This is a genomic window from Fodinicola feengrottensis, from assembly GCF_039530045.1.
GTDB lineage: Bacteria > Actinomycetota > Actinomycetes > Mycobacteriales > HKI-0501 > Fodinicola > Fodinicola feengrottensis.
In genome coordinates, this window is sequence record NZ_BAAANY010000029.1 from 36,635 (window position 1) to 58,834 (window position 22,200).

The window sequence follows — 22,200 nt, forward strand, 5'->3', positions numbered from 1 at the left end:
CCCACTGGCCGGAACCAAAAGGGCCGCGGATGACCGAGTCGGCGCGTCGTTGATCAAGGCGGTGACGAGGCTGCGCGAAGAGGGGGCGAATGAGCGGAACGGTGTCGCTGTCGGTGATCAGCGCGGTGAGCTCCGGCGCCCAACCGTCGAACTCCCGGACCAGCCGCGGCCGCATCGGTGAAATCGATCTCGGCGAACCACCTCGGGCCGCTCCGGGTTCCTTTGGTACGGCGGCGAAGGCATGCGAAGAACTCGACCCACCACGGAGTGATGCGGTGGACGGACAGCGCCTCGGAACGTCAGTTGACGGAGATGTGGACGTGGTTGCGGTGGTCGCCGCTGGGCGTACCGTCGCCGCTGTACGAGCGCCAGCCGGTGCTGGGCATCCAAATCCGCTTGAACCAGATGACGTAGAGCACGTCGAGCGGGCCGGCGTTGGCGATCGCCCAGGCCGCGAGCCGGTTGCCGTAGTCCTTCTCGGCACCGGTCGCTTCCCCACCGAAGTCGCTCACCGCGGCCGCGAAGTCGCAGGCCCGGCCCTTGGGATGCTCACCGAAGGACGCCTGCCGGAAGCAGTGCGCGTAGTGGCTGAAGCCGGCGGCCCGCACTTCCTGATACATGTGCAGCCCGGCCGGCGTCAGGCAGCCGCTGGGGTTGGTCGGGTCCTTCTCGCTGCAGCCGTCACCGCGTGGGCCAGACCGAGCCGCGCGCGGCAGGCCGGTCGCCGAGAGCCCGTCAACGGCCGCGCCACCACCGGCCGCGACCAGCGCGTTCACCGCGTCGGTCTTGCGCTTGGCCATGATCGCCAGCTGGGCCTGCTGGGCCGCGATGGCCTGGTTGAGCGCGCTCTGCTGGCGGGTCAGCGCGGCCTTGGTGCTCAGGAAGCGGTCGATCGCGGTGTCGTTCTGATACGACAGCCGGTTCAGGATGGAGGCCTGCGCGAGGTAAGCCTCCGGGGAACCACTGTTCATCACCGCGCCGAGGCCGCCGGTGCGGCCGTTGACATAAAGGTTCACGGCGATCGTGTCGAGCTGCTTGGTGAGAGTGGCGAGCTGCGCCTGCAACGTCTTGATCTGCGCGGCGCCGGCGGTCTGCTGGGCCTGCGCGGTCTGCAGGGCTTTGGCTGCCGCGTTGTACGCCCGGCCAGCCTCGTCGAGCTTGGCCTGCAGTCCGGCCGTACTCGCCTCGCCGGAGTCATCGGACGGGTCGGCGGCGGCCGGGAGCGGCGAGAGGAGACTCGCCAGCAGGGCCAGCGTGGCCAACAGAACCATCAGTGATCGCGTCAGAAGGGGTCGACGCACGCTCTTCGGTGGAATTCTCACCGTCGCGATCTCACTCCTCGATCGTGTCGCCGGATCCCCCGATTGGACACTTCTCGTTGGGGTTTTCGGTGTCGCGACCGCCAATGTTACGAAACCCAGGTGCCAACCTGGCGAGGGGTGCGCCGAAATGCCTGTTCCGGCTGACTCGCGAACCCTTATTGCCCTGGTTTAACGGGCAAAATCGGGCGGCTTTTTACTGTCCGAACAGCATGCGTGACGCAGATGACAATTCCGTTTCAGCTCGCCCGGCGGTCCGACTCGATGCCGAACAGGGTCACCGGGGCCACCTCGTACGCGACCGGCGCCGGCTCTCTTTCAGCCACTGTTTCGGCAACTAGGCCGGCATCCAACAGCACCGAGATCGCCAACCGCATCTGCCCGTCGAACCCGCCGGCCGGCGCCTCGACGATCGCCGCCGGGTCCAGCCGCTGCTCGGCGGAGCGGAACCCACTCGGACGCCGGGCCAGGCCCGGACCAGCCATCGGCGCCTGCTCCAGCAGAATGCTCACGACGCACTCTCCGCAGCTGCGCCCCCGGCCCACGCACGTGTCGCAGTCGATCAGCATGTCACCCTCCGCACTGGCGTCGTTCCTTGACAACACCCACGCTAGGGGTGGGGTACGACAATTCCGGCCGCTCTCTCTCGTACGCCCCATCGTCACGCTGATTGACGGGCGTCACACCAGCCCCACTGGCAACAGGGCCGACATTGTCACCTCAGAGCGTCACCCTCGCGAAGGTCCCGCCACATTCGGCCAACCGCCTCCTGAACACCGTTGACGCAATCGGATTCCGATTGCGTCAACACTGTTCAGGAGCGGGACATTCGCCGTACGAGCAGCGCGGACGTCACCACGTACCCACCGGCGCGGCGTACGCCCTCGGCGACTTCGCGGTCAGACGACACGACGATCACTGGGCGGCCAGCGGGTTCGGCTCGGGCCAGTCGGCGGATCACCTCGTCGGCGGTGACGCCGGCGGGGCTGAACAGGACTCGTACGCGGCGTGGCAGCGGACCGGTGGGAGCGGCCACGCCGTTGCCGTCGAAGACGATGGTGGTCTCCGCGCCGGTACGGGCCGCCAGCACGCCCATCGCGGAAATCAGCCGGCCGCGCTGGCGTTCCAGCGAGAGCTGCGCGAAGCCGGTCTTGGTGACGTTGTAGCCGTCCACGATCAGGTGCGCGGTCGGCAGCGCCAGCAGCTGGTCCAGCCAGGCGGGATCGTCGGCGTTGAGGCCACGGACGGCCGGCTCCCCCACCGCGCCGCCGCTGGCCAGCTGCTGTTCGCTGGCGACCGCGTCGGCCGGCATCGTGTCGGGGCGGTTGATGGCGAGCTCGCGCTGCAGGCCACGGGAGGCTTGGTTGATGGTCTCCAACAGCAGCCAGAGACGTGCCTCGTCGACGGACCGCTCCTCCCGAGTGGCCTGCCGGGCGGACCGGAGCGCGTCCTCCACCTCGGCCACCCGGGCCCGCAGCCGGCGCACCTCCGCGTCCCCCTCGCTGCGGGCGGCGGCCAGCCGGCCGCGCTCGGTGGAAGCGGCCGCGTTCGCCTTGTCCGCCTCGGTCTGCGCGGCCCGAGCTGCCCGGGTCAGCTCCCGGATCCGGGACTGCGCCTCCTCGGCCTCCTTGCGAGCCGACCTGGCCTGCTCGCGGAGCTTCTCGACCTCGGCGCGATGCTGCGTACGGGCCGTCTCCAGCTGTTCGCGGAGCCGACTCACCTCGTCGGCCTGGCCGGCGTGCGCGACCTCGCCCTGGCGCCCTCTCACGTCCGCGAGCAACGCCTCCAGCTGGTCGTGCCAGCCCTCCGGGCGTACGAGGTAGGTCAGCGCGGCGACTTCCACCGGGTCCGCCGCGGCCGGAACGGCGCCGGCCGACACGGCCTTGCCCAGCTCGCCGGAGGCCTGCGCGATCAGTTCACCGATCCGCTCACGGAAGTCGTCATCGGTGGCCAGCAGCGACACAATCTCGGCGGCCGCATGCCGGACCCGCCGGCTCGGGGTGAACCGGGCGATCGCCCGCAACGGGCCGGGAATCTGGTCGAGCGGCAGGTGGCCGAGGGCGTCCGACGCGTACGACACGACCCGGCGGCGGATCTCCTCCGGGAGGACGACGGGCGCCCGGTCGGTCACTGAGACGGTGCCTCTTCGGCATCCGGACGCGGCACCACGACGACCGTGTCCGTTCCCTGGCACCACCGGCAGACCACTCGCTCGACCGTCTCGGCGAGCACCTCGCGCTCTTGCACGGACCCCTCGCCGGCCAGGTCGACATGCACGTATTCCCTGCTCCGCACCGTCCTGGTGACGTCGAATCGGGTCAGGTTTCCGCACTGACCGCAGCGCCAGCGGGTGTGCTCGGTGGGCATCGACATGCCAGCGAGTGTCGCATCCGGCTACGGATTGTCGCGTGTCGGTCCACCGGTTTTGTCGGACCCGACTCCTACGGTCTGGGTATGTCTCGTCCTGGCGCCGGTTCCGCACCGCGATATGTCCAGGACACCTTCGACTCGCTCGGCGAGCCGCTGCGGGACATCACTTTTGTGGTCGTCGACCTGGAAACCACCGGTGGGTCCCCTGTGGACAGTCAGATCACCGAGATCGGCGCGGTGAAAGTCCGCGGCGGCGAGGTGCTGGGCGAGTTCCAGACACTGGTCAACCCTGGATACGAGATTCCGCCCTTCATCACCGTGCTGACCGGGATCACCAACGCGATGGTGGTGCCCGCGCCGACCATCGACACGGTGCTGCCGGCGTTCCTGGAGTTCGCCGCCGGCAGCGTGCTGGTGGCCCACAACGCACCGTTCGACCTCGGCTTCCTGCAGGCCGCCTGCGCCGCACACGGCATCCGCTGGCCGGGTTTTCGCAAGGTCGACACGGCCGTGCTGGCCCGCCGGGTGCTGACCAGGGACGAGACGCCGAACTGCAAACTCTCCACACTTTCCCGGTTTTTCCGTACCAAAGTGGAGCCGTGCCACCGCGCGTTGGCCGACGCGCAGGCGACCGTCGACGTGTTGCACGGGCTGCTGGAGCGGATCGGCAACGTCGGCGTCCAGACGCTCGACGAGCTGCAGACCTTCACCCAGCAGGTTTCCGAGGCACAGCGACGAAAACGGCACCTGGCCGACGGGGTGCCGGACGGCCCCGGGGTTTATGTGTTCCGCGACGCGAACGACCGCGCGCTCTATGTTGGTACGAGCAAACACATGCGGGCCCGCGTCCGGCAGTATTTCGTGTCCAGCGAGCAACGCAGCCGGATGGCCGAGATGATCGCGGCCGCCGACCGCGTGGAAGCGTTGGAATGTGCGCATTCGCTGGAAGCCGAGGTGCGCGAGCTGCGGATCATCGCGGCCCACAAGCCACCCTACAATCGCCGGTCGAAATATCCCGAGCGCACTTTTTGGCTGGTTCTGACCGATGAGGCGTATCCGCGACTGTCCATTGTGCGCAGTCCGCGAGACACCGACTGCCTCGGCCCGTTCTCGTCCCGCCGACAGGTCGAGTCGGCCATGACGGCCATCCACGATGCCGTCCCGTTGCGGCAATGTACGAAAAAACTGTCCGTCCGCAAGCCGTCGTCGGCCTGCGCACTGGCCGAAATCGGCCGCTGCGGAGCGCCCTGTGAGCACCGCGAGTCCGTGGAGGCGTACGCATTTCACGCGGACATCTTCCGGCAGGCGGTGCTCGACGATCCCGGGATTATCGTGCACCGGCTACTAAAACGCATCGAAACGCTGCGCGGTGCCCTTCGGTACGAGGACGCCGCCGCGGCCCGCGACCGGCTGGCCGCCTTCCTGAGGGCCGTTCTGCGGACCCAACGGCTGCGGGCCATCACGGCGGTGCCGGAGCTGGTGGCGGCCCGCCCGGATGGCAACGGTGGCTGGGAAATCTCGCTGGTACGACACGGCCGGCTGGCCGCCGCCGGGGTGGCCGGCCGCGGGGCGCCGCCCTGGCCGGTGGTCGACATGCTGCGCGCCACCGCGGAGACAGTGCTGCCCGGCATCGGCCCGACGCCGTCCGCGTCGGGCGAGGAGACCGAGCGAATTTTGGCCTGGTTACTGCTTTCCGATGTCAAGGTGGTGGCGATCGACGGCACCTGGGCGATGCCCAGCCACGCCGCCGAGCGCTGGCGCGGCCTGCTGGACCGAGTCGACTCCGCCAGCGACAGCGCCGATCCCTTCGCCGATCGCCGCGGCCTGCGCCCGCTACACCGCCCCGCCCGCGCGTCCGCTTAACGCTGGCTAGTGGTCTGTATTTGATTTGGATGGCGGGTCCGGTGATCCAGAAGTCGGTCTGGGTGCGCCGGGGGATCGCCCTCATACCTGGTCGTATGGGGGCGGTTCACCGGTGTGCCCAGCCGGCTTCTGGGCGCCGGAACCGCCGTGCCAAATCAAAGACAGACCACTAGGATCAGCCGGCCAGCGCGGAAAAGAGGACACCACGAACACGTACACCCTGCGTCACCAGCCGATCGGTTTCCTGCTCGGGCCGGTCCTGCTTGTCTTGTACGGGTTGTGGTGTTTGGGCCCTTTCGCCACCACCGCGAGTCAGCGCTGGCCGCTGCCGTACGTGCTGGCCACCGCCGTCGGACCGGCCGTGACACTGGCGTTTTTGGTGCTGTTGCTGGTCCGTACGGCCCCGGTACTGCTGGCGCCGACCGCGCTGCGGATGTCCGAAGCCGGCCTTTGGGTGCGACTGCCCGGCCAGCGGCCGCGAGTTTTCGGCTGGGACACGGTGACCGAGGCCTGGTTGGGTCGCCGCCGCAAACCCACCCGGCACGTGGTCTGTTTTCGCATCGCAGGACTGGAGAGCACCCCGCCACGGCGTGGCCCGATCGTCAGCGTCGGCGCCGATGAGGGCGGCACGTACGTCTCGGTGCGGATGAAACCGGCGGGGCCGAAGCAGATTGACCAGGCGCTGCACCAGTTCACCGGCGGTCGGCTCGGATTGGTCACCGCCTTGCCCGCCGGCACCACCGGGCCACCGTTGGCCGTGCTGTTCAAGGCCGGCGCCGTGATGCCGGTCATCGCCCCGCTGGCCCTGCGGCTCCGGGTGATGGCCGTGTGGCTGGCTTTGGCGGCCACCTTCCTGGCCGTGCTGCTCGGAGACACCTCGGCCAGGACCGGCGCGGTGCCGCTCTGGACGCTCACCTACCTGGCCTTGCCCGGGCCGTTGCTGGCCCTGGCTGTACTGCTCGGCTTCCTGGCGCCTCGATACGCCATCGGTCTGATGCCGCGGCTCGCCGGCATCAGCCAGTACGGCCTGGACATCGGTGTCGGCGCGTCGATATCGACCGTGTTGGTGCCGTGGGGGTACGTGCAGGCCGCCCAGCTCGGCGTCTGCCCAGCTGGGCCGTTGACTCGCTGGCCGTTCCGGTGCCTGAAGCTCACCGTCAGCCTGACCGATGCGGACGTACGAGCGCTTCCCTTGGAACAGCGGAAAATCCTGCGTGAGCTCCGGGAAATAGCCGGCGCGGACCTGCTGGTGCCGTGCCTGTCATCCCGTACCGAAGCGACGGCGACCGCGATCGCCGAACACACCCGCGGCCGGGTCCGGGTGACGGCCACCGCCGAGACCGCGTGGCCGTCCCCCACCCGGAAGATTTTCGGCTAGCCAACGGGATTTCCCTCATTGCCCCCAGGGCAACGGGCGCCACGAATCGTCGCCCGGCACGGTGACCTGGCCGCCGACCGGCATGCACACCAGCGCCTCGGCCGGGGTGTCGCCGGCCCGGATCTGCCGGGTCACGCCGGCTGGTACGACCACCGCCTGCCCGGCTGTCGCGGTGCCGGTTTCGCCGTCCGCGGTGAAGGCGAGCGCGCCCGACAGCAGCATCCACACCTGCTCCCGGTCGATGATGTGCACCGGCCCACTGGCACCCGCGGCCATCCGTACGGACCAGGTCGACAGGGCCGCGCTGCCCTGGCTCGGGCCGGCCAGGGATGCCATCACGGCGTTCGGGGTGGTGACCGTACGATCCTCGGTCTCGCTGATCACGCGCATCGAATCTCCTATGTAAAGTGTCTTTACTCGAATCGAATTAAAGTCGCTTGACTCGACTGTGTCAAGATGGCCGGGTGAGAACAGATGACCCGTTGGCGCACACCGAGCTGACGATCCTGCTCGGGCTGGCTTTCCAGGTCGTGCTGCAGGAGTTTGTCAGCCGTACAGCTGCCGCCGGATATCCGGACCTGCGGCCCGTCCACGGCATGGTTTTCCAGGCGTTGAAGACAAACGGGTCGACCTCGACCGAGCTTGCCGAGCAGCTCGGGGTGACCAAGCAGGCCGCCGGGCAGATCGTCGACGACCTGGAGAGCCGCGGTTACGTACGCCGGCAGCCGCATCCCGAAGGCGGCCGACGCCGCTTGGTCGTACTGACCGACACGGCGCGCGAACACCTGGCCGTCGCCGGCGAGGTGCTGCATCGCCTGGAGGCGCAACTGGCCGGCGGCGACGCGGACCTGGCCGTTCTCCGGGTCGAGTTGGCCAGGCTGGTCCGTGAGCTGGCCGGCGACGCGGTTCCGCCCCTGCGCCCTGTCTGGTGATCCGGCCGGCGGAATAACCTGGACGGGTGCCGGGAAGCCTGATGCAGCGAGTCAAACACCACGCGTACACACTTTTCGGCAAGCTGCCGAAGAAAATGAAGAAACACCTGGTTCGGGCGGTGACCCCGAACTACACGGTCGGCTCGGTGGTGTTGCTCCGGGACGAAAACGACCGGTTGCTGATGCTCCGGCAGCCGCCGAACCGCGGCTGGTCGCTGCCCGGCGGGCTGATCAACAAACGGGAGACGCCGGTGGACGCGGCGGCCCGCGAGCTCCGGGAGGAGACCGGCGTGAGGCTGCGCCCCGACCAGCTCACCCAGGCGGTGCCGTCGGCGATGGTGAACCCGCGCACCCAGCAGGTCGACTGCGTCTTCACCGCGACGGTGTCCAGCAGCGTCCAGGTCGATCCGGACCCGGTCGAGGTGATCGAGGCCGGCTGGTATCGGATCGGCCAGCTCCCGCCGCTGAGCCGCCCCACCGCCAACCTCCTGGGCCACTACGGCATCACGTCGTAGCCCCATCGAATGTAACGGCTCGATTTTGCGAACCGTGCCGTCACATTCGCTGGGTTAGCGGATGCCGGACCAGAGGGAGCGTTCGGGGCCGTCGACCGCGGTGCCCGGGTCCGGACCGAGGCGCCGCACGACAGGGTCGGCCGGGGTGTACCGCGGCCAGCCGGGGTCTCCGGTAAGCGCGAAAGCCACCCAGGCGGCGTGGATTTCCGTTGCCAGCGCACGGGTTTCGTCGTTGTCCGGGACGCCCAACGAGCCGTGGTCGACAGTGCTGACGGTGTCGAACACGAATGGCAGCTCCAGCCCATGGCAGGCGCCGAGCCGGCCCTCGTACGCCGGTGACCGCCAGGTGAACTCGTATCGCCAGGTGCCGGCCGGCTGCGCGGCGTGCGCGTCGGCCATCCGCAGGGCCGGGATGCCGAACACGTAGTCGGTGCCGATCGCGGCCAGCAGCTCGGCCAGCGTGCCGCCTCGCCCTGCCGATCGGTACGCCTCGACCACGGCGTCCGGATCGGGGTGCAGCCGGGAAACCGCAAGCCGCAGCGCGTCCGCGTCCAGCGGCGGCGCGGGCAGCGCGACGGCATAGAGGTTTATCTCGTCGGCGTTGTTACCCACCATCACCTCGACGCCCGGCGCGAGAGCACCAACCGGCTGGCCGTCCAGCAGGTCCCCGTCGATCACCGGCCCGAACTTCGCGAGGCCCATCAACGGATCGGCGACGCCGTCCACCCGCAGGTCCAGCCGTTGAGTGCCCAACCAGGCCACCGCCGCCACCAGGTCCACATCGGACACTTCGGCGAAATCTTCCGCTGGTACGCCCAAATGTCCGACCAAAGCCGCGGTGACCGCGGCAGCCTGCGGCTCAGTCAGTGCATGCGATCCGCCGCCGCTTTCGCAGATGGCTCGCCGAAACAGCCCTTCCGGAGCACCTGCCACCAGGGTCGCCACCGAGATCCCGCCGGCCGACTCGCCGAAAATCGTGACATTGTCGGGATCGCCACCGAAAGCCGCGATGTTCTCCCGTACCCATTGCAAAGCGGCTATCTGGTCGTAGAGTCCGCGATTGTTCGGTGCACCCGGAATCGCCGCGAAGCCGGGCACGCCGAGTCGATAGTTGATACTGACCAGCACCACACCGTCACGTGCGAACGCCGTTCCGCCATATCCCGAAGCCGTGCCAGAACCGCCGACGAAAGCGCCGCCGTGGACGAAAACCAGCACCGGCAACCCACCGCCACCCGGCGTCCACACGCTCGCACTGAGGTAGTCCGGCCCGGCTACCCAGCCCACATCGAGCAGGCTGGTCAAGTTCAGGCCCGGCAGTCTCCCACTGGCTTGCGGCGCGGTGGGCCCTGACTGTCGAGCGTCCCACTCCCCTGACCAGGTCGGCGGCTGCGGGAGCGCGAAACGACCGGCCCCGACCGGCGCTGCCGCGTACGGGATGCTTTTGAAGGCGACGACACCGTCCACCTCATCGCCGCGGACGGTTCCCCTGTCGATGCGTACGAGTCGATCCATCAGACACGTCCATGAGGAGTCTGCCAACCGGATACGTCGGGGCCAACCGGCACGATCCCGGTCGGGTTGATATTCAGGTGCGTCGCGTAGTAGTGCCGTTTGATCTGGTCGAAATCGACTGTCTCCCCGACGCCCGGTGTCTGGAACAAATCTCTCGCGTACGCCCACAAAACCGGAAACTCCGCGAGTTTTTGCCGATTGGCCTTGAAATGGCCGTGGTAGACTGCGTCGAAGCGTACAAGTGTGGTGAAAAACCGGATGTCGGCCTCGGTGAGCTGGTCGCCCACCAGATAGCGCTGATGAGAAAGCCGCTCGGACGGCACGTCCAGGCGGTGGAAAAGTCGTTCGTACGCCTCTTCGTACGCCTGTTGGCTGTCCGCGAACCCGCACCGGTAAACACCGTTGTTGACGTCCGCGTACACGTCGGCGTTGACCGCGTCGATGTCGGCCCGCAGCGTTGCCGGGTAAAGGTCCGGCGCGCCGGATTTGTGCAGCGACCGCCACTGAGTCGAGAAGTCAAGCGTGATCTGCGGGTAGTCGTTGGTGACGATCCGCTGAGTTTTGGTGTCGTAGAAGGTGGGTACGGTCCAGCGGCCACTGAACGACGGGTCGGATGCCAAGTAGAGCTCGGAAAGGTAGGCCGCGCCAGTCACCGGATCGCGACCGCCCTCGTCGAGGGTGAACCGCCAGCCCTTCTCGTCCCGGATCGGGTCGACGATGCCCAGCGAGATGTGCTCGTCGAGGCCGAGCAGCCGCCGCACGATGATCGCCCGATGCGCCCACGGGCACGCCAGGCTGACGAAAAGCCGGTAACAGCCGGACTCGACCGGATAACCGGACGAACCGTCCGCCGTCACCCGGTCGGTGAAGTGGTTGGGCTGCCGGACGAACGCGCCGGCCTTGGAGGTCTCCGCCACAAACTGCGCCATGCCCACCAGCCTCCCACTCCCCCTGCGCCAAGGCGACACGCCCTAGCCGATGGTGGCGGCGAAGACGTGCAGGCGGCTCTCGTCCGGGAGGGTGACGGCGGCGACCGTTTTGCCCGGGGTGAGCGCGACCGTGCTGGTGTAGAGCGACACGGCGTGCGGGCCGATGCCGTTCGGCGGCTGGTTCCAGTTCGGGGTGGTGACGGCCAAAGCGCAGCCCGGCACAGCGGCATTGGCGTACCAGTCAGCGAAAGTGACCGTGCCGCTGTTGGTGGTGCCGTCGGTGTACGTCACGGTGACCGGCCCGGAATCGGTGCCGTTGTTGGCAGATCCAAGCAGGCCCAGGGTCGTACCGGTGCCGCTCAACGCGATCGCCTGCCCGTGCGCGGTGACCATGTCCGGCGTACCGGCGGCGGCGGTCGGCCATGAGTACGCCAAACCGCCATAGGCGATTGAAACACCCGGGCTCACTCCGACACTTGCCAGCGACTGCGCGGAAAAACTGTAGCCGGAGCCGTCGAAGTTGCCAGCCGCCGGATTCGTGTCGTCGCTGATGCCGGTGCCGTTGTACGCCGCCGCCAAGGAGGCGTACGGAATGCCCACGGTCGCCGTGCCAGTCGCCGACTGGCGGGCGCCGCCGACCCACCGTGCCGTCGCGGTGAGCCGCGACGCCCCGGCCGGCGCGCCCGCGGGCACCCGTGCGTGCCAGGTGACGGTCGCGGTTCCGTGTGGTGCTACCGAATTCACCCGCTGCGCCCCGACCGACGGCCAGCCAGCCGGCGTGGTCAGCGCGACCGTCGCGGCCAGCAAGGGCAGATCGCCGGTGTTGCGCAGGGTTCCGGTGACGGTCACGGTCGTGCCGGCCGCGGCCAACACGGGCGCGCTCACGTCAATGGACTGCGCGCCAAGCGTCAGTGGTACGCGCAGCGGCGCGGTCGCCCGAATATCCCGCGACGACGATCCGACCGAGACCTGATAAACGCCGTCCACTGTGGACGATTGATGCGTGACGGTGTCCCAGACCGCCAGATCGCTGGCTTTCAAGGTAAAACGTACGACCTGGCTGGCGCCGGCGGCCACCGTCACCTTCTGGAACTTCTTGAGCGCGTGCGGCGGCTCACCCGCGGCCGCCGGCGATCCGAGGTAGAGCTGGACAGTCTCCGTGCCGGCCCGTTTCCCGGTGTTGCGCACCCGTACGCTCACCTGCGCCGAGCCGCCGGGCAGCAGCACCGGACTGACTTGCAGGCCCGAGTAGGCAAAAGTCGTGTAGCCGAGCCCAAACCCGAACGGGAACAACGGCGCGGTGCCGGTCGCGTCGTACCAGCGGTAGCCGACGTTCAGTTTCTCGCTGTAGACATAGTGACCATCCTGCGCCGGATACTGCGGCGGGCCCGCGATCGGAGTGTGTGCCGCATCGGTGGGAAAAGTCACCGGCAGCCGGCCACCTGGCTCGCGATCGCCGAACAGCATGGCGGCCAGCGCGTTGCCGTCTTCCTCGCCCGGATACCACATTTCCAGCACCGCGGGCGCGGACGTCAGCCACGGCATCAGCACCGGACCGCCGTTGTTCAGCACCACCACGGTCCGTGGGTTCGCCTTGGTCACCGCGTCCACCAGCGCGTCTTGCGTGCCAGGCAAGGAAAGGGTCGTACGGTCGCTGCCCTCGGACGAGATCTCGCCCACCACGACGACCGCCACATCGGCGGCTTTCGCTGCCGCGACGGCTGCGAGAATCTCCGGGTCCTGCGCGCCGGGCAGCGTCCAGCCGAGCGAAACGCTGGCGTCGCCGCCATTTTCGTAATACTCCACCTTCACCTGATGGGCTTCGCCCGCGGTCAGATTCAGCACCGCGGTTTCGGTGTTGGCGGCCTGGTCTCGCCAGTTGTCGATGACCAGCTTGCCGTCGACATACAGCCGACTGCCGTCATCGCTGGTCAGGCCGACCGTGTACGCGCCAGTGCTCGGCGCCGTCAGGGTTCCGGTCCAGCGCGCCGAAAAATGGTCGACCGGCAGGCCATCGGCGGGTGCGCCCTGGCCCCAGTCGAAGTCGACCTGCGGATCGTCGCGGGTCACCACCGGATCGCCGGACAAGGTCTGGTTGGCGAAATAGGCACCAGACAGGTGGGTGAAAGCCGATGCGGGAATGGGCGGTGCGGCGGACGACCCGCTGGATCCCAGCGTGTACGAGACTTTCGCGCCGGCTCCGAGGCGATCCGTGATGCCTTGAACCGGGGTGACCGTGTGATACGGCGTCACTCTCGAGCTGCCGCCGCCGGCCGGGACGGTGTTGCCGTACGGACCGATCACCGCGACGGATTTCGTTGCCGCCGCCGAGAAAGGTAATGCGCCGTTGTTTTTGAGCAACACACTGCCATCGGTCGCCGCTTGCCGAGCGAAGGCGGCATGCGCGTTCACGTCCGGCGCGCCGGTCGGCCGGGTGTTGTCGAAAAGGCCGGCCCGGAACATCATCCGCACCACCCGGCGAGCGTGGTCGTCGAGCACCGATTTCGCCAGCTGACCGGCTCGTACGGCCGCGGCCAGCTGCGAATAGTAAGTGGATCCGCCGAATTCCTGGTCAAGACCGGCCTGTGCGCTCGCGACCGTGCTGTGGGTCGCTGGGTAGTCCGAACCCACCACTCCGTCAAAATTCCAGTCGTCCTTGAGAACGTCGTGCAGCAGTGGGTAGTTCTCACACGCGTACGTGCCGTTGACTTTGTTGTACGCGCACATCAACGACCAGGCCTTGCCGTTTTTCACGGTGTCCTCGAAAGCCGGCAGGTAGATCTCGTGCAACGTACGTTCGTCCACATCGGACGAGGTGGTCGTCCGGCCGTCCTCCTGGTTGTTCGCCGCGAAGTGCTTGACCTGCGCGGCCACTTGCTGGGACTGAATGCCGGCCACCTCGCCGGTCCCGATGCTGCCGGCCAGCGCCGGATCCTCGCCCAGGGTCTCGAAATTCCGCCCGCCGTTCGGGATCCGGACAATATTGACCATCGGCGAATAGAGCGCCTCGTAGCCGCGCCGGGCCGCCTCGTCGCCCATCACCGCGCCGTACTGGTGGGCGAGGTTCTGGTCGAAACTCGCCGCGAGCGACACCGGCGCCGGCAGCGAGGTGGCCGGTGTGCCGTCCCGTACGCCGGCGGGCCCGTCCGAAAGCAGCTGCGGCGGGATACCCAGGCGCGGGATGCCGTTCACATATCCGACCGCGTGCGTGCCGGCCGGCGCGTCGACGCCCTGCAGCAGGGTCGCCTCCTCGTCGATCGTCAGCTGCGTCATCAGGCTGTCGACGCGCTGCTCGATCGGCTGACGGGCGTCCAGCCACGGCCGGTCAGCGGCGACCGCCGGTGACCCGGAAACGGCCGCGCCAACCAGCAGAACGCCGATCGCGGCGATCCGGCCAAGCGTGACGAGGTGGAGTTTGCGCGACACGGGGGTCCTCCAACGGCCGGGCGGAGATAGTTTCGACCACAAAGTAAGCCGCTGGCCAGCAAAAAAGCACGCTTTCTGTCCGCTTACGGTCCGATCGGCCAGCGCTCGCGTATCGGCCACTTCCGGACAGGTCACCGCAAAAGGTTTGCCCCAGCCGCCGCCGGGTGAGTTGGCTGTAGGCAGAACTGTCCACGGGAGGAAATGGCATGAGCACCGAAAACCCCGGGCGCTTCCGGCTCGACCGGCGCGGGTTCCTGGCCGCCGCCGGCACCGCGGCGGTCGCGCCGGCCCTGTTGCCGGCGCCGGCAACCGCGGTTGGCCAGCCGGCGACCTTTCCGGTCACCGTTCGCCAAGGCACCGACATGGCGCTGGCGGTCTCCCCTGACGGCCGGACGGTCGCGGTCGACCTGTTGGCCACCCTGTGGACGCTCGGCGCGGCCGGCGGCCCGGCCACCCGCGTCCTGCCCGCGGACGCCGACGCGACCTGGCCGGCCTTCGCCCCGGACGGTCGTACGCTCGCGTTTCAGTCGTACGCGGACGGCGGTTTCCAGATCTGGGTGGTGCCGGTGGCCGGCGGCCAACCGCGGCAGCTGACCAGCGGCCGCTACGATCACCGAGAACCGGTTTTCGGTCCGGACGGCCGGATGGTGGTGGCCTCGGACCGGGACGGCAGCACGTACGGCATCTATTCCCTGTCCCCCGCGACCGGCGCGGTCACCGTCGTGGTGAACTCCGCCGACCAGGACGAATACCACCCGACGATCGCGCCGGACGGCAGCCTGATCGCCTTTGTCAGCGCTGCAACCAAAATCGACGTGGTGTCAGCCGACGGCAGCGGCCGGCACACCGTGGTGACCGGCGGGACCGGCGAAGTCCTGTTCGCGCCGGCTTTCAGCCCAGACGGCAAAACTCTGGTCTACGTGTCGGCACTTCCCGGGAAAACCACTCTGCGGTCCATCCCGACCGCCGGCGGGACGCCCACCGATGTCTCCGCGTCAGGCGAGGATGTTTTCCCGCTGCGACCAGGATTCTTCCCGGACGGCCGAGTCGCGTACACCGCCGACGGGAGCATCAAAACCCGGAAACTGTCCGGCCCAGGCGTCGACACGATCGCTTTCACCGCGACCGCTTACGCCACCAAACCCAGCTATCACGCCCGGCGCCCCCTGCGCGACGACGGATTTCCCCGTCAGGTCAAGGGGATCGTCGGCCCCGTGCTGTCGCCGAACGGGAAACAGGTGGCTTTCCGGGCGCTCAATGACATCTGGGTCGCGCCCTGGGGTGGCCAGCCCAAGAACATCACCAACGACCGTTTCTTCACCACCGATCCGGCCTGGTCGCCGGACGGCAAAACCATCGCCTACGCCAGCGATCGAACCGGAAAACCAGAACTTTGGCTCTACGACACTGGAAACGGGCAACATCGGCAGTTGACCAAGGCGCCGGGCGCGGCCATCCTGCCCGCCTGGGCACCCGACGCCAGCCGGTTGGCCTTCGTCGATGAGACCGGCACGGTCAACCTCGCCGACGCGCGTACGGGCGCGGTCACCAGAGTCTTCGGACCACTGTTCGCACCGGGCCGGCCGGCTTTCTCGAAAGACGGTCGTACGCTCGCGATCGCCGCTCTCAGGCCAAACGCGAAGCGGTTCCGGGAGGGCGCCAGCCAGGTGCTGACCATCGACCTGGTCACCGGGGCCACCACCTATCGGGAAATCATGCCGGACCGATCGCTGGCTACCCGCGGAGTGGACGGGCCGGTGTGGTCGCCGGACGGAAAACTCTTCGCGTTCGTCGTTGATGGATTGCTCTGGATACGCCAGGTCGACGCGACCGGCGCGCCGACCGGACCAGCCCGGCAGCTGACCGATGAACCCACCGACGCGCCGAGTTTCGCCGGCGACTCCAGGACAATTTCGTACCTGGTCGGCGGCGAGCTGCGACTGACCACAGTGGACGGACACAGTGGACGGTCGTACGTCGTACCGTTGCGCTGGCGGGCCGGCAAGCCCTCCGGGCGTACGGTCATCCACGCCGGTCGGATGTGGGACGGACTTTCCGACTCAGTACGGGAAAACGTCGACGTCGTGGTGGATGGCGACCGGATCGTCGCGGTCGCACCACACCAGCCGGGACGACCGGCGCAGCGCCGGATCGACGCCTCGAACGCCACGGTCGCGCCCGGACTGATCGACATGCACAACCACCGGCATCTGGGCGGCCGGCTGCTCGGCTCTCGGCAGGGCCCGCTGTGGCTGTCGCTGGGCGTCACCACCACCCGCTCTCCTGGCGACCCCGCCTACGACATGGTCGAGGAACGTGAGGCCACCACCGCCGGCCGGCGGCTCGCGCCGCGGTATGTCGGCACCGGCGAGGCGATCGACGGCCGGCGGATCTACTACAACTTCATGCGCCCGACCCGAGACACCGCCGGCGTGCTTCGCGAGCTTGAACGCGCCCGTCTGCTCGACTACGACCTCATCAAGAACTACGTACGACTGCCGGTCGCGTCCCAGCGGCAAACCATCGAATGGGCTCACCGGCGCGGCATCCGGGCCAGCTCGCACTACCTGCACCCCGCCATCACGCTCGGCGTGGACGGGATGGAGCACGTCGGCGCCACCAACCGGCTCGGCTACTCCCAGACGGTGTCCCGCAACGGGATCAGCTATCAGGACGTGATCTCGCTGTTCACCGCGGCCGGGATGCCAATGACGCCGACGCTCTTCTATTCGTACGCGCTCTACGCCACCGACAGCTCGCTGTTCACCGACCGTCGCGTACGCGCGCTCTATCCCCCTTGGGAGTACGCGAAACTCGCCGCCGCGGTCGCGCTGGCCAAGACCGCCGACGCGGACGGCGCGACCGCCGCGCTGCGCGGCTGGACCGCCACCGTGACCGCGATCCTGCGCGGCGGCGGCCGGATCGTGGCCGGCACTGACTCGCCCATCGACAACTTCGGTGTCAGCCTGCACACGAACCTGCGCGCGATGGTCCATCCCGGCGGGCTCACCCCGGCCGAGGCACTACGGACCGCGACCAGTCAGGCCGCCGACTACCTTGCCGTACCGGACCTCGGCCGAATCACGCCCGGCGCGCTCGCCGACCTGACCGTGCTGGACGGGAACCCGCTGGACCGGATCGAGGACGCCGCGAACGTACGGCTGATCATGCTGGGTGGGGTTCCTCACTCGGTCGACGACCTCGTCTCGTACGTGCCGCCCACCCCGCCGACCACCGCGGCCGCCCCCACGGCGGTGCCAGCACATCCGTCACAGGCCGCTTTTTGGTGGCATACCGAGGACTTCGTGAAGCACGCGGCCCTGTGTTGCAGTGCGCCACACTGACCGCAGCGGTCTGACGAACTGGGATGTCTGACCGTCGGTGAGCGACTCCTACCCGAATGTCGGTTCATCGGCCAACGGTGAAGGCGTCATACTGAAGGGGGCGTCAGAGCGAAAGGAACCAGCCGTGATCACCTCGATCGTCATGATCTCCTGCGATTCGGACTCGATCTCGGAGGTGGCGTACCAGATCGCGGAGCTTCCCGGTGTCAGCGAGGTCTACTCCACCACCGGCATCGTGGACCTGATCGCGATGGTGCGGGTGCGAGCGTTCGACGACGTGGAGAAGGTCATCGCCGGCGGCATCGCCAAGGTCCCCGGAGTCGTGCACACGGACACGCACATCGCTTTCCGCGCGTACTCCAAGCACGACCTCGAGGAGACGTTCTCGATCGGCTTCCCGGACGCGACCTGACTGGTCAGGACCCGCTTGCGTGCTGGCTGCCGTAGTCGAAGTATTCCTGCTTGACCGCGCCACTTCTGGTCGACTCGTCGAAGTGCTGGATGTCGCCGGAATCGGCGCCGAAGTCGGAGCCGCCCCAGCGGAACCCGGCCGCCCGAAAGGCCGTCACGATCTCCTCGCGGATGGTCAGGAAGCCGCCCTTGGGGTCACTGATCTTGCCGCCGCCCATCGAGTTCGGTCGGAACGGGAAGTCGCCCCGTAGCCCGCCGGCCGGCACGCCGGCGCCGATCAGCGTGTCGTAGTCGGACTTGACCTGGGTACGGTCCAACCCGGCCAGCACGGCTGGGTCGAAGGCACCGTGGTGGCTCATCACGTCACGCTTCGGACCGCCGCCCAGGACACTGAAATACGCCACCATCGCGTCGCTTTCCTCGGCGATCGCCTGGTATTTCGCGCCACCGAGACCCTTCGCGACCACTGAGTCACGCCCGAGCAGGGTGCTGGCGATGCGCTGGTAGACAACGCCTGTGACGGCGTCGAGCGCCTTCTCGCCGCTCTCTCCGGCGACGTACGGATTCTCGATGACGTCCAGGTCGACCGCGAGTCCCCAGGCGTGCGGGCCTTGGTACGGCCGGAAGCCACCGACCGACTTGATCCCGAAATCCTGGTCCCCGAGCAGTTCTTTCGCGTGCGCCGACGCCTGCTCGAGCTTGGTGAGGAACAGGGGGTGCACCGGCGCGCTGCTGTCGACCGAACGACCGGCCACCGACCCGCCGGACACCAGCATGTTCTGGCCGTAGTCCTGGTAATCCTTCGCGCCCAACTGGCGGGCCTTGGCGTCGAACGCGTCCTGCGACTTGCCCTTTGGCGCCGATCCCACCGCGGCGGTCGACGTTCCGCGCTCCCCGGCCGTACCCACCGCACCGGCGTCGCTGGTCGCGACGATCGGATCGAGAGTCTGCGGGGTAGTCATGATCGCCGCCTGCCAGCGGGCATGCGCGAGCCCCTTGAGCACGGTCGGCATCGACGACTCGGCCACCGTCGCACCCGTCGCGGCACTCAGCTCCTGCAAAGCCGTCGCGTAGTCGTCATTGGACAGGTGCCCAGCGTGGTGCATCGCCTCGACGACGGCCGTGACATCCGTCTTCTTGTTGGCGCCGCCCGTACCGACGTCCGCGGAAACCTTGGCGTGCAGCACCTTCTGCGCAACGCTCGCCGACACGTACGGCTTCTCGTTCGCTGCGATGGCCGCGATGGTCGGCGCCAAATCCCCGGCCGACAGCTTGGTGCCCTTCGGCGCGGCCGACGCCAACGCCTGCTGCGCCGCGAAGTCGCCCTTGCTCATCGTCTGCAACACGTTGAGCTGCGCGAGCACCGCCAGAACGTCCTCGCGCGTGTTGTCCATCGGCCCGGTGGCGTCGCCCACCGAGTGCCCGGATTTGGTGTCCAGATGCTGTCGCTGCACCATCAGCCCACTCACCGCCGCGTTGCCCGCGGACCGCTGCAGCGCCAGCACCGACTCAGCCCACCCCGGCAACCGAGACTGCGACTGCGACCTGGACGCGGCCTGCTGCGCCGCCGAGTCACGGTCAGCGTGGCGGGTCCCCTTGGTGCGGTCGGACACCCGTCCCCCATCCTTTGACCCCAGTCCGCCCATTATCGCTCGAAAACGCCAACCTCGCCGATGATCATCCGGGTAAGCGTTCGGGCACTGTCTCCTGCCGCTCAGCTTGCGTTGTTGATCTTGGTTAGTTGGCCCGTACGAAAAGGATATTCCGGACCGATGTCCGTTATGTACGGGCTAACTAACCAAGATCAACAACTCCAACAGGGCACCGAAGTCGGCCAGCCTAAAGCCGGGAAACCGCAGCCCAGCGGTCCAACACAGCCACCGCTTCCCCGGAATCCACTGCCTTCGCGACCCGCTTCAGACCAGCGTCCAGCGAATCTTTCAACGACCCACCCACTCCGTCGTACGCGGCGAGCGCGGCGGCGGCGTTGACAAGGACAGCGTCCCGTACGGGACCGCGTTCGCCACTGAACACCGCGCGCGCTACCGCGGAGTTGACCGAGGCGTCGCCGCCGCGCAGGTCAGCGGGCACTGCCCGGGGCAGGCCGCAGTCGGCGACGTCGAAGAGCGTCTCGGTGACCGTTCCGCCCTCGACGATCCAGAACCGGGTGGGAGCTGTGGTGGTGACCTCGTCCAGGCCGTCCTCGCCCCGCACGACCAGGGCGGAGTGGCCGCGGCCAGCGACGACTCCGGCCATCACCGGCGCCATCGTCTCGGAGAAGCAGCCGATGGTGGCGGCCCGTGGCTGGCCCGGGTTGGTCAGCGGGCCAAGGAAGTTGAACACCGTCGGGATGCCCAGCTCGCGCCGGGTCGCGCCGGTGTGCCGCAGGCCCTGGTGGAAGTACGCGGCGAAACAGAAGCCGATGCCGGCGTCGGTCACGCAGCGGGAGACCTGGGCCGGCGACAGCTCGATCGCCACCCCGAGCGCTTCGAGCAAATCGGCCGCACCACACGCGGAAGAAGCCGCGCGGTTGCCGTGCTTCACCACTCTTACGCCCGCGGCCGCCACCACGACGGCGGCCATGGTGGAGATGTTGACGGTGTTGGCCCGATCCCCGCCGGTGCCGACCACGTCGACGGCGTCCAGTGGCGCTGGTCCGAGGTCGAGCCTGGCGGTGTTGGCCAGCATCACCTTCGCGAGGCCGGACACCTCTTCGGCGGTCTCGCCCTTCGCCCGCAGAGCGGTCGCGAACCCGGCGACCTGAGCGTTCGTGGCGTCACCGGCCATGATCTCGCGCATGGCCCAGGCGGTCGCGTCCGAAGACAGCGACTGTCCCTCAAGCAGCGTGGTCAGGAGCTTGGGCCAGCTGTACGCCTGCACCGCGGGGGCCCGTTCTGCGGACCCACTCGCGGCCATGACTCAGCTCCGCGCCGGCACGGGCGCGCGACGCAACAGGTCGGCGACTACCGCGGCGGCGCGTACCGGATCAATCGGATGCGTGATGGTCGCCTCGGCCTGCGACCATTTCGCCAGCCATCGGTCCGCGTCCCGGGCCAGCAGCAGGCAGACCGGCGGGCAGTGGTCGAGCTCGTTGCGCAACTGCCGGCTGATGCCCATCCCACCGGTTGGCTGCGCCTCCGCGTCCAGGATCAGCACGTCGGCCTTGCCCGCGTCCGCCGCGTCCACCACCTCGTCACCGGTGGACGCCTCCAGCCAGACGATCTTGCCCACGTCCGGCGCGGGACGGCGACCGATCGCCATCCGGACCCGCTCACGCACCGCGGGGTCGTCGCTGAACACCAGGATCGTCTTGTCGGCAGGACGGCGAACTGCACTCATGCTGCGAAGCGTAAACCACCGGCCGGTCCGCCCGTGGTTTTGGGCCCGGAACACTCATCGCATCTCGCCAACGGTCGCGCGCGCGTACGTACGGGCGCCCGCACCGGCACCACCGACAGCGGTCATGTCACTGGTCAAGGGTCATCTTCGACACGCAGTAGTACCCGGCGCGCGGGAGCCTGGGGCGGCGGGCCATAATGCCCTGTGTGACGACCTCCGCCGCCGTTTTCGAGAAGTCTCAGGTTCACTCGCTGACCCGGCCGAACATGGTCAGCGTCGGGACGATCATCTGGCTCTCCAGCGAGCTGATGTTCTTCGCGGCCCTGTTCGCGATGTATTTCTCCATCCGGGCCGCTCAGCCGGCCCTGTGGCCGGAGATGACGAAGAACCTCGAGCTCTGGTATTCCACCCCGTTCACGGTGATCCTCGTGCTGTCCTCGGTGACCTGTCAGATGGGCGTCTTCTGCGCCGAGCGCGGGGACGTGTACGGCCTGCGTCGCTGGTATCTGCTGACCCTGGTGATGGGCGCGATCTTCGTCGGCGGCCAGGCCGGTGAGTACTACAAGCTGGTTCACGACGGCATCACCATCTCGGCCAACGGGTACGGGTCGATGTTCTTCCTGACCACCGGTTTCCACGGCCTGCACGTGATCGGCGGCCTGCTCGCCTTCGTCTTCCTGATGATCCGGTCGACGATGGGCCGCTTCACCCCGGCGCAGGCGACCTCGGCCATCGTCGTGTCGTACTACTGGCACTTCGTCGACGTGGTCTGGATCGCCCTGTTCGCGATGATCTACCTGCTCCGCTAGCTCGCTGTCACGTTCGCGGCAGCTAACCCGTCATTAGTTCTGTAGACAAC

Annotated in this window: 18 protein-coding genes; 7 read left to right on the forward strand and 11 right to left on the reverse strand. The window is 68.2% G+C overall.

All coding sequences use genetic code 11. The annotated features are described in order from the left end of the window. Nucleotides 1–299: 299 nt before the first annotated feature. The 4 genes from ABD301_RS30525 to ABD301_RS30540 all read right to left on the reverse strand — a co-directional run bounded on the left by ABD301_RS30525 (nt 300) and on the right by ABD301_RS30540 (nt 3,692). Nucleotides 300–1,271, reverse strand: coding sequence for a coiled-coil domain-containing protein (locus tag ABD301_RS30525; RefSeq protein WP_344313745.1), 972 nt, complete (start codon nt 1,269–1,271; stop codon nt 300–302). Between the two features lie 287 nt (nt 1,272–1,558). After that, nucleotides 1,559–1,831 (reverse strand): hypothetical protein, encoded by a 273-nt coding sequence (locus ABD301_RS30530; protein WP_344313746.1) that lies wholly within the window; start codon nt 1,829–1,831, stop codon nt 1,559–1,561. Between the two features lie 302 nt (nt 1,832–2,133). Then, nucleotides 2,134–3,450 carry an NYN domain-containing protein gene (locus ABD301_RS30535; protein WP_344313747.1) on the reverse strand — a complete coding sequence of 439 codons (1,317 nt, stop codon included), beginning with the start codon at nt 3,448–3,450 and terminating at the stop codon, nt 2,134–2,136. Then, on the reverse strand, nt 3,447–3,692 hold the full coding sequence (locus tag ABD301_RS30540) for a hypothetical protein (protein ID WP_163567906.1): 246 nt from the start codon (nt 3,690–3,692) through the stop codon (nt 3,447–3,449). The genes ABD301_RS30535 and ABD301_RS30540 overlap by 4 nt, the downstream gene beginning before the upstream one ends. A gap of 81 nt (nt 3,693–3,773) precedes the next feature. Between ABD301_RS30540 and ABD301_RS30545 the strand changes: the two genes are divergently transcribed. After that, the gene (locus ABD301_RS30545) at nt 3,774–5,552 is read left to right on the forward strand and encodes a DEDD exonuclease domain-containing protein (RefSeq protein ID WP_344313748.1); all 1,779 of its coding nucleotides are present in this window, start codon (nt 3,774–3,776) and stop codon (nt 5,550–5,552) included. Between the two features lie 112 nt (nt 5,553–5,664). Then, complete coding sequence (locus ABD301_RS30550) at nt 5,665–6,930, forward strand: hypothetical protein (protein ID WP_344313749.1); 1,266 nt, start codon at nt 5,665–5,667, stop codon at nt 6,928–6,930. Between the two features lie 15 nt (nt 6,931–6,945). Here ABD301_RS30550 and ABD301_RS30555 read toward each other — a convergent pair whose 3' ends face one another. Continuing rightward, nucleotides 6,946–7,320: a cupin domain-containing protein gene (locus ABD301_RS30555; RefSeq protein ID WP_163567909.1), complete on the reverse strand. Its 375-nt coding sequence runs from the start codon at nt 7,318–7,320 to the stop codon at nt 6,946–6,948. Between the two features lie 74 nt (nt 7,321–7,394). Between ABD301_RS30555 and ABD301_RS30560 the strand changes: the two genes are divergently transcribed. Continuing rightward, a complete protein-coding gene (locus ABD301_RS30560; protein ID WP_344313750.1) occupies nt 7,395–7,862 on the forward strand; it encodes a MarR family winged helix-turn-helix transcriptional regulator in 468 nt (155 codons plus the stop codon). Between the two features lie 26 nt (nt 7,863–7,888). Beyond that, on the forward strand, nt 7,889–8,377 hold the full coding sequence (locus tag ABD301_RS30565) for an NUDIX hydrolase (RefSeq protein WP_344313751.1): 489 nt from the start codon (nt 7,889–7,891) through the stop codon (nt 8,375–8,377). 54 nt (nt 8,378–8,431) lie between these two features. Here ABD301_RS30565 and ABD301_RS30570 read toward each other — a convergent pair whose 3' ends face one another. From ABD301_RS30570 to ABD301_RS30580, 3 genes are read right to left on the reverse strand one after another with little or no spacing between them, the layout of a single operon-like run. Beyond that, a complete protein-coding gene (locus tag ABD301_RS30570; protein WP_344313752.1) occupies nt 8,432–9,892 on the reverse strand; it encodes a carboxylesterase/lipase family protein in 1,461 nt (486 codons plus the stop codon). Continuing rightward, nucleotides 9,892–10,821, reverse strand: coding sequence for a glutathione S-transferase family protein (locus ABD301_RS30575; RefSeq protein WP_344313754.1), 930 nt, complete (start codon nt 10,819–10,821; stop codon nt 9,892–9,894). Before ABD301_RS30575 ends, ABD301_RS30570 begins: the two co-directional genes overlap by 1 nt. A gap of 42 nt (nt 10,822–10,863) precedes the next feature. Further along, nucleotides 10,864–14,247, reverse strand: coding sequence for a glycoside hydrolase family 3 C-terminal domain-containing protein (locus ABD301_RS30580; protein ID WP_344313755.1), 3,384 nt, complete (start codon nt 14,245–14,247; stop codon nt 10,864–10,866). Nucleotides 14,248–14,453: 206 nt separating this feature from the next. On the opposite strand from ABD301_RS30580, the gene ABD301_RS30585 reads away from it, so the two are divergent. Beyond that, a complete protein-coding gene (locus ABD301_RS30585) occupies nt 14,454–17,591 on the forward strand; it encodes an amidohydrolase family protein (protein WP_344313756.1) in 3,138 nt (1,045 codons plus the stop codon). A 124-nt stretch (nt 17,592–17,715) separates the two neighbouring features. Beyond that, nucleotides 17,716–18,003, forward strand: a complete 288-nt coding sequence (locus ABD301_RS30590; protein WP_163567921.1) for an Lrp/AsnC family transcriptional regulator — start codon at nt 17,716–17,718, stop codon at nt 18,001–18,003. A 4-nt stretch (nt 18,004–18,007) separates the two neighbouring features. On the opposite strand, the gene ABD301_RS30595 is transcribed toward ABD301_RS30590, so the two are convergent. The 3 genes from ABD301_RS30595 to ABD301_RS30605 all read right to left on the reverse strand — a co-directional run bounded on the left by ABD301_RS30595 (nt 18,008) and on the right by ABD301_RS30605 (nt 21,341). Further along, nucleotides 18,008–19,615 carry a M15 family metallopeptidase domain-containing protein gene (locus ABD301_RS30595; protein ID WP_344313757.1) on the reverse strand — a complete coding sequence of 536 codons (1,608 nt, stop codon included), beginning with the start codon at nt 19,613–19,615 and terminating at the stop codon, nt 18,008–18,010. Between the two features lie 226 nt (nt 19,616–19,841). Next, nucleotides 19,842–20,918, reverse strand: a complete 1,077-nt coding sequence (trpD, locus tag ABD301_RS30600; protein ID WP_344313758.1) for an anthranilate phosphoribosyltransferase — start codon at nt 20,916–20,918, stop codon at nt 19,842–19,844. A gap of 3 nt (nt 20,919–20,921) precedes the next feature. After that, nucleotides 20,922–21,341, reverse strand: a complete 420-nt coding sequence (locus ABD301_RS30605) for a response regulator (RefSeq protein ID WP_163567925.1) — start codon at nt 21,339–21,341, stop codon at nt 20,922–20,924. Between the two features lie 197 nt (nt 21,342–21,538). On the opposite strand from ABD301_RS30605, the gene ctaE reads away from it, so the two are divergent. Next, nucleotides 21,539–22,150, forward strand: a complete 612-nt coding sequence (gene ctaE, locus ABD301_RS30610) for an aa3-type cytochrome oxidase subunit III (protein WP_163567926.1) — start codon at nt 21,539–21,541, stop codon at nt 22,148–22,150. The last annotated feature ends 50 nt before the right edge of the window (nt 22,151–22,200 follow it).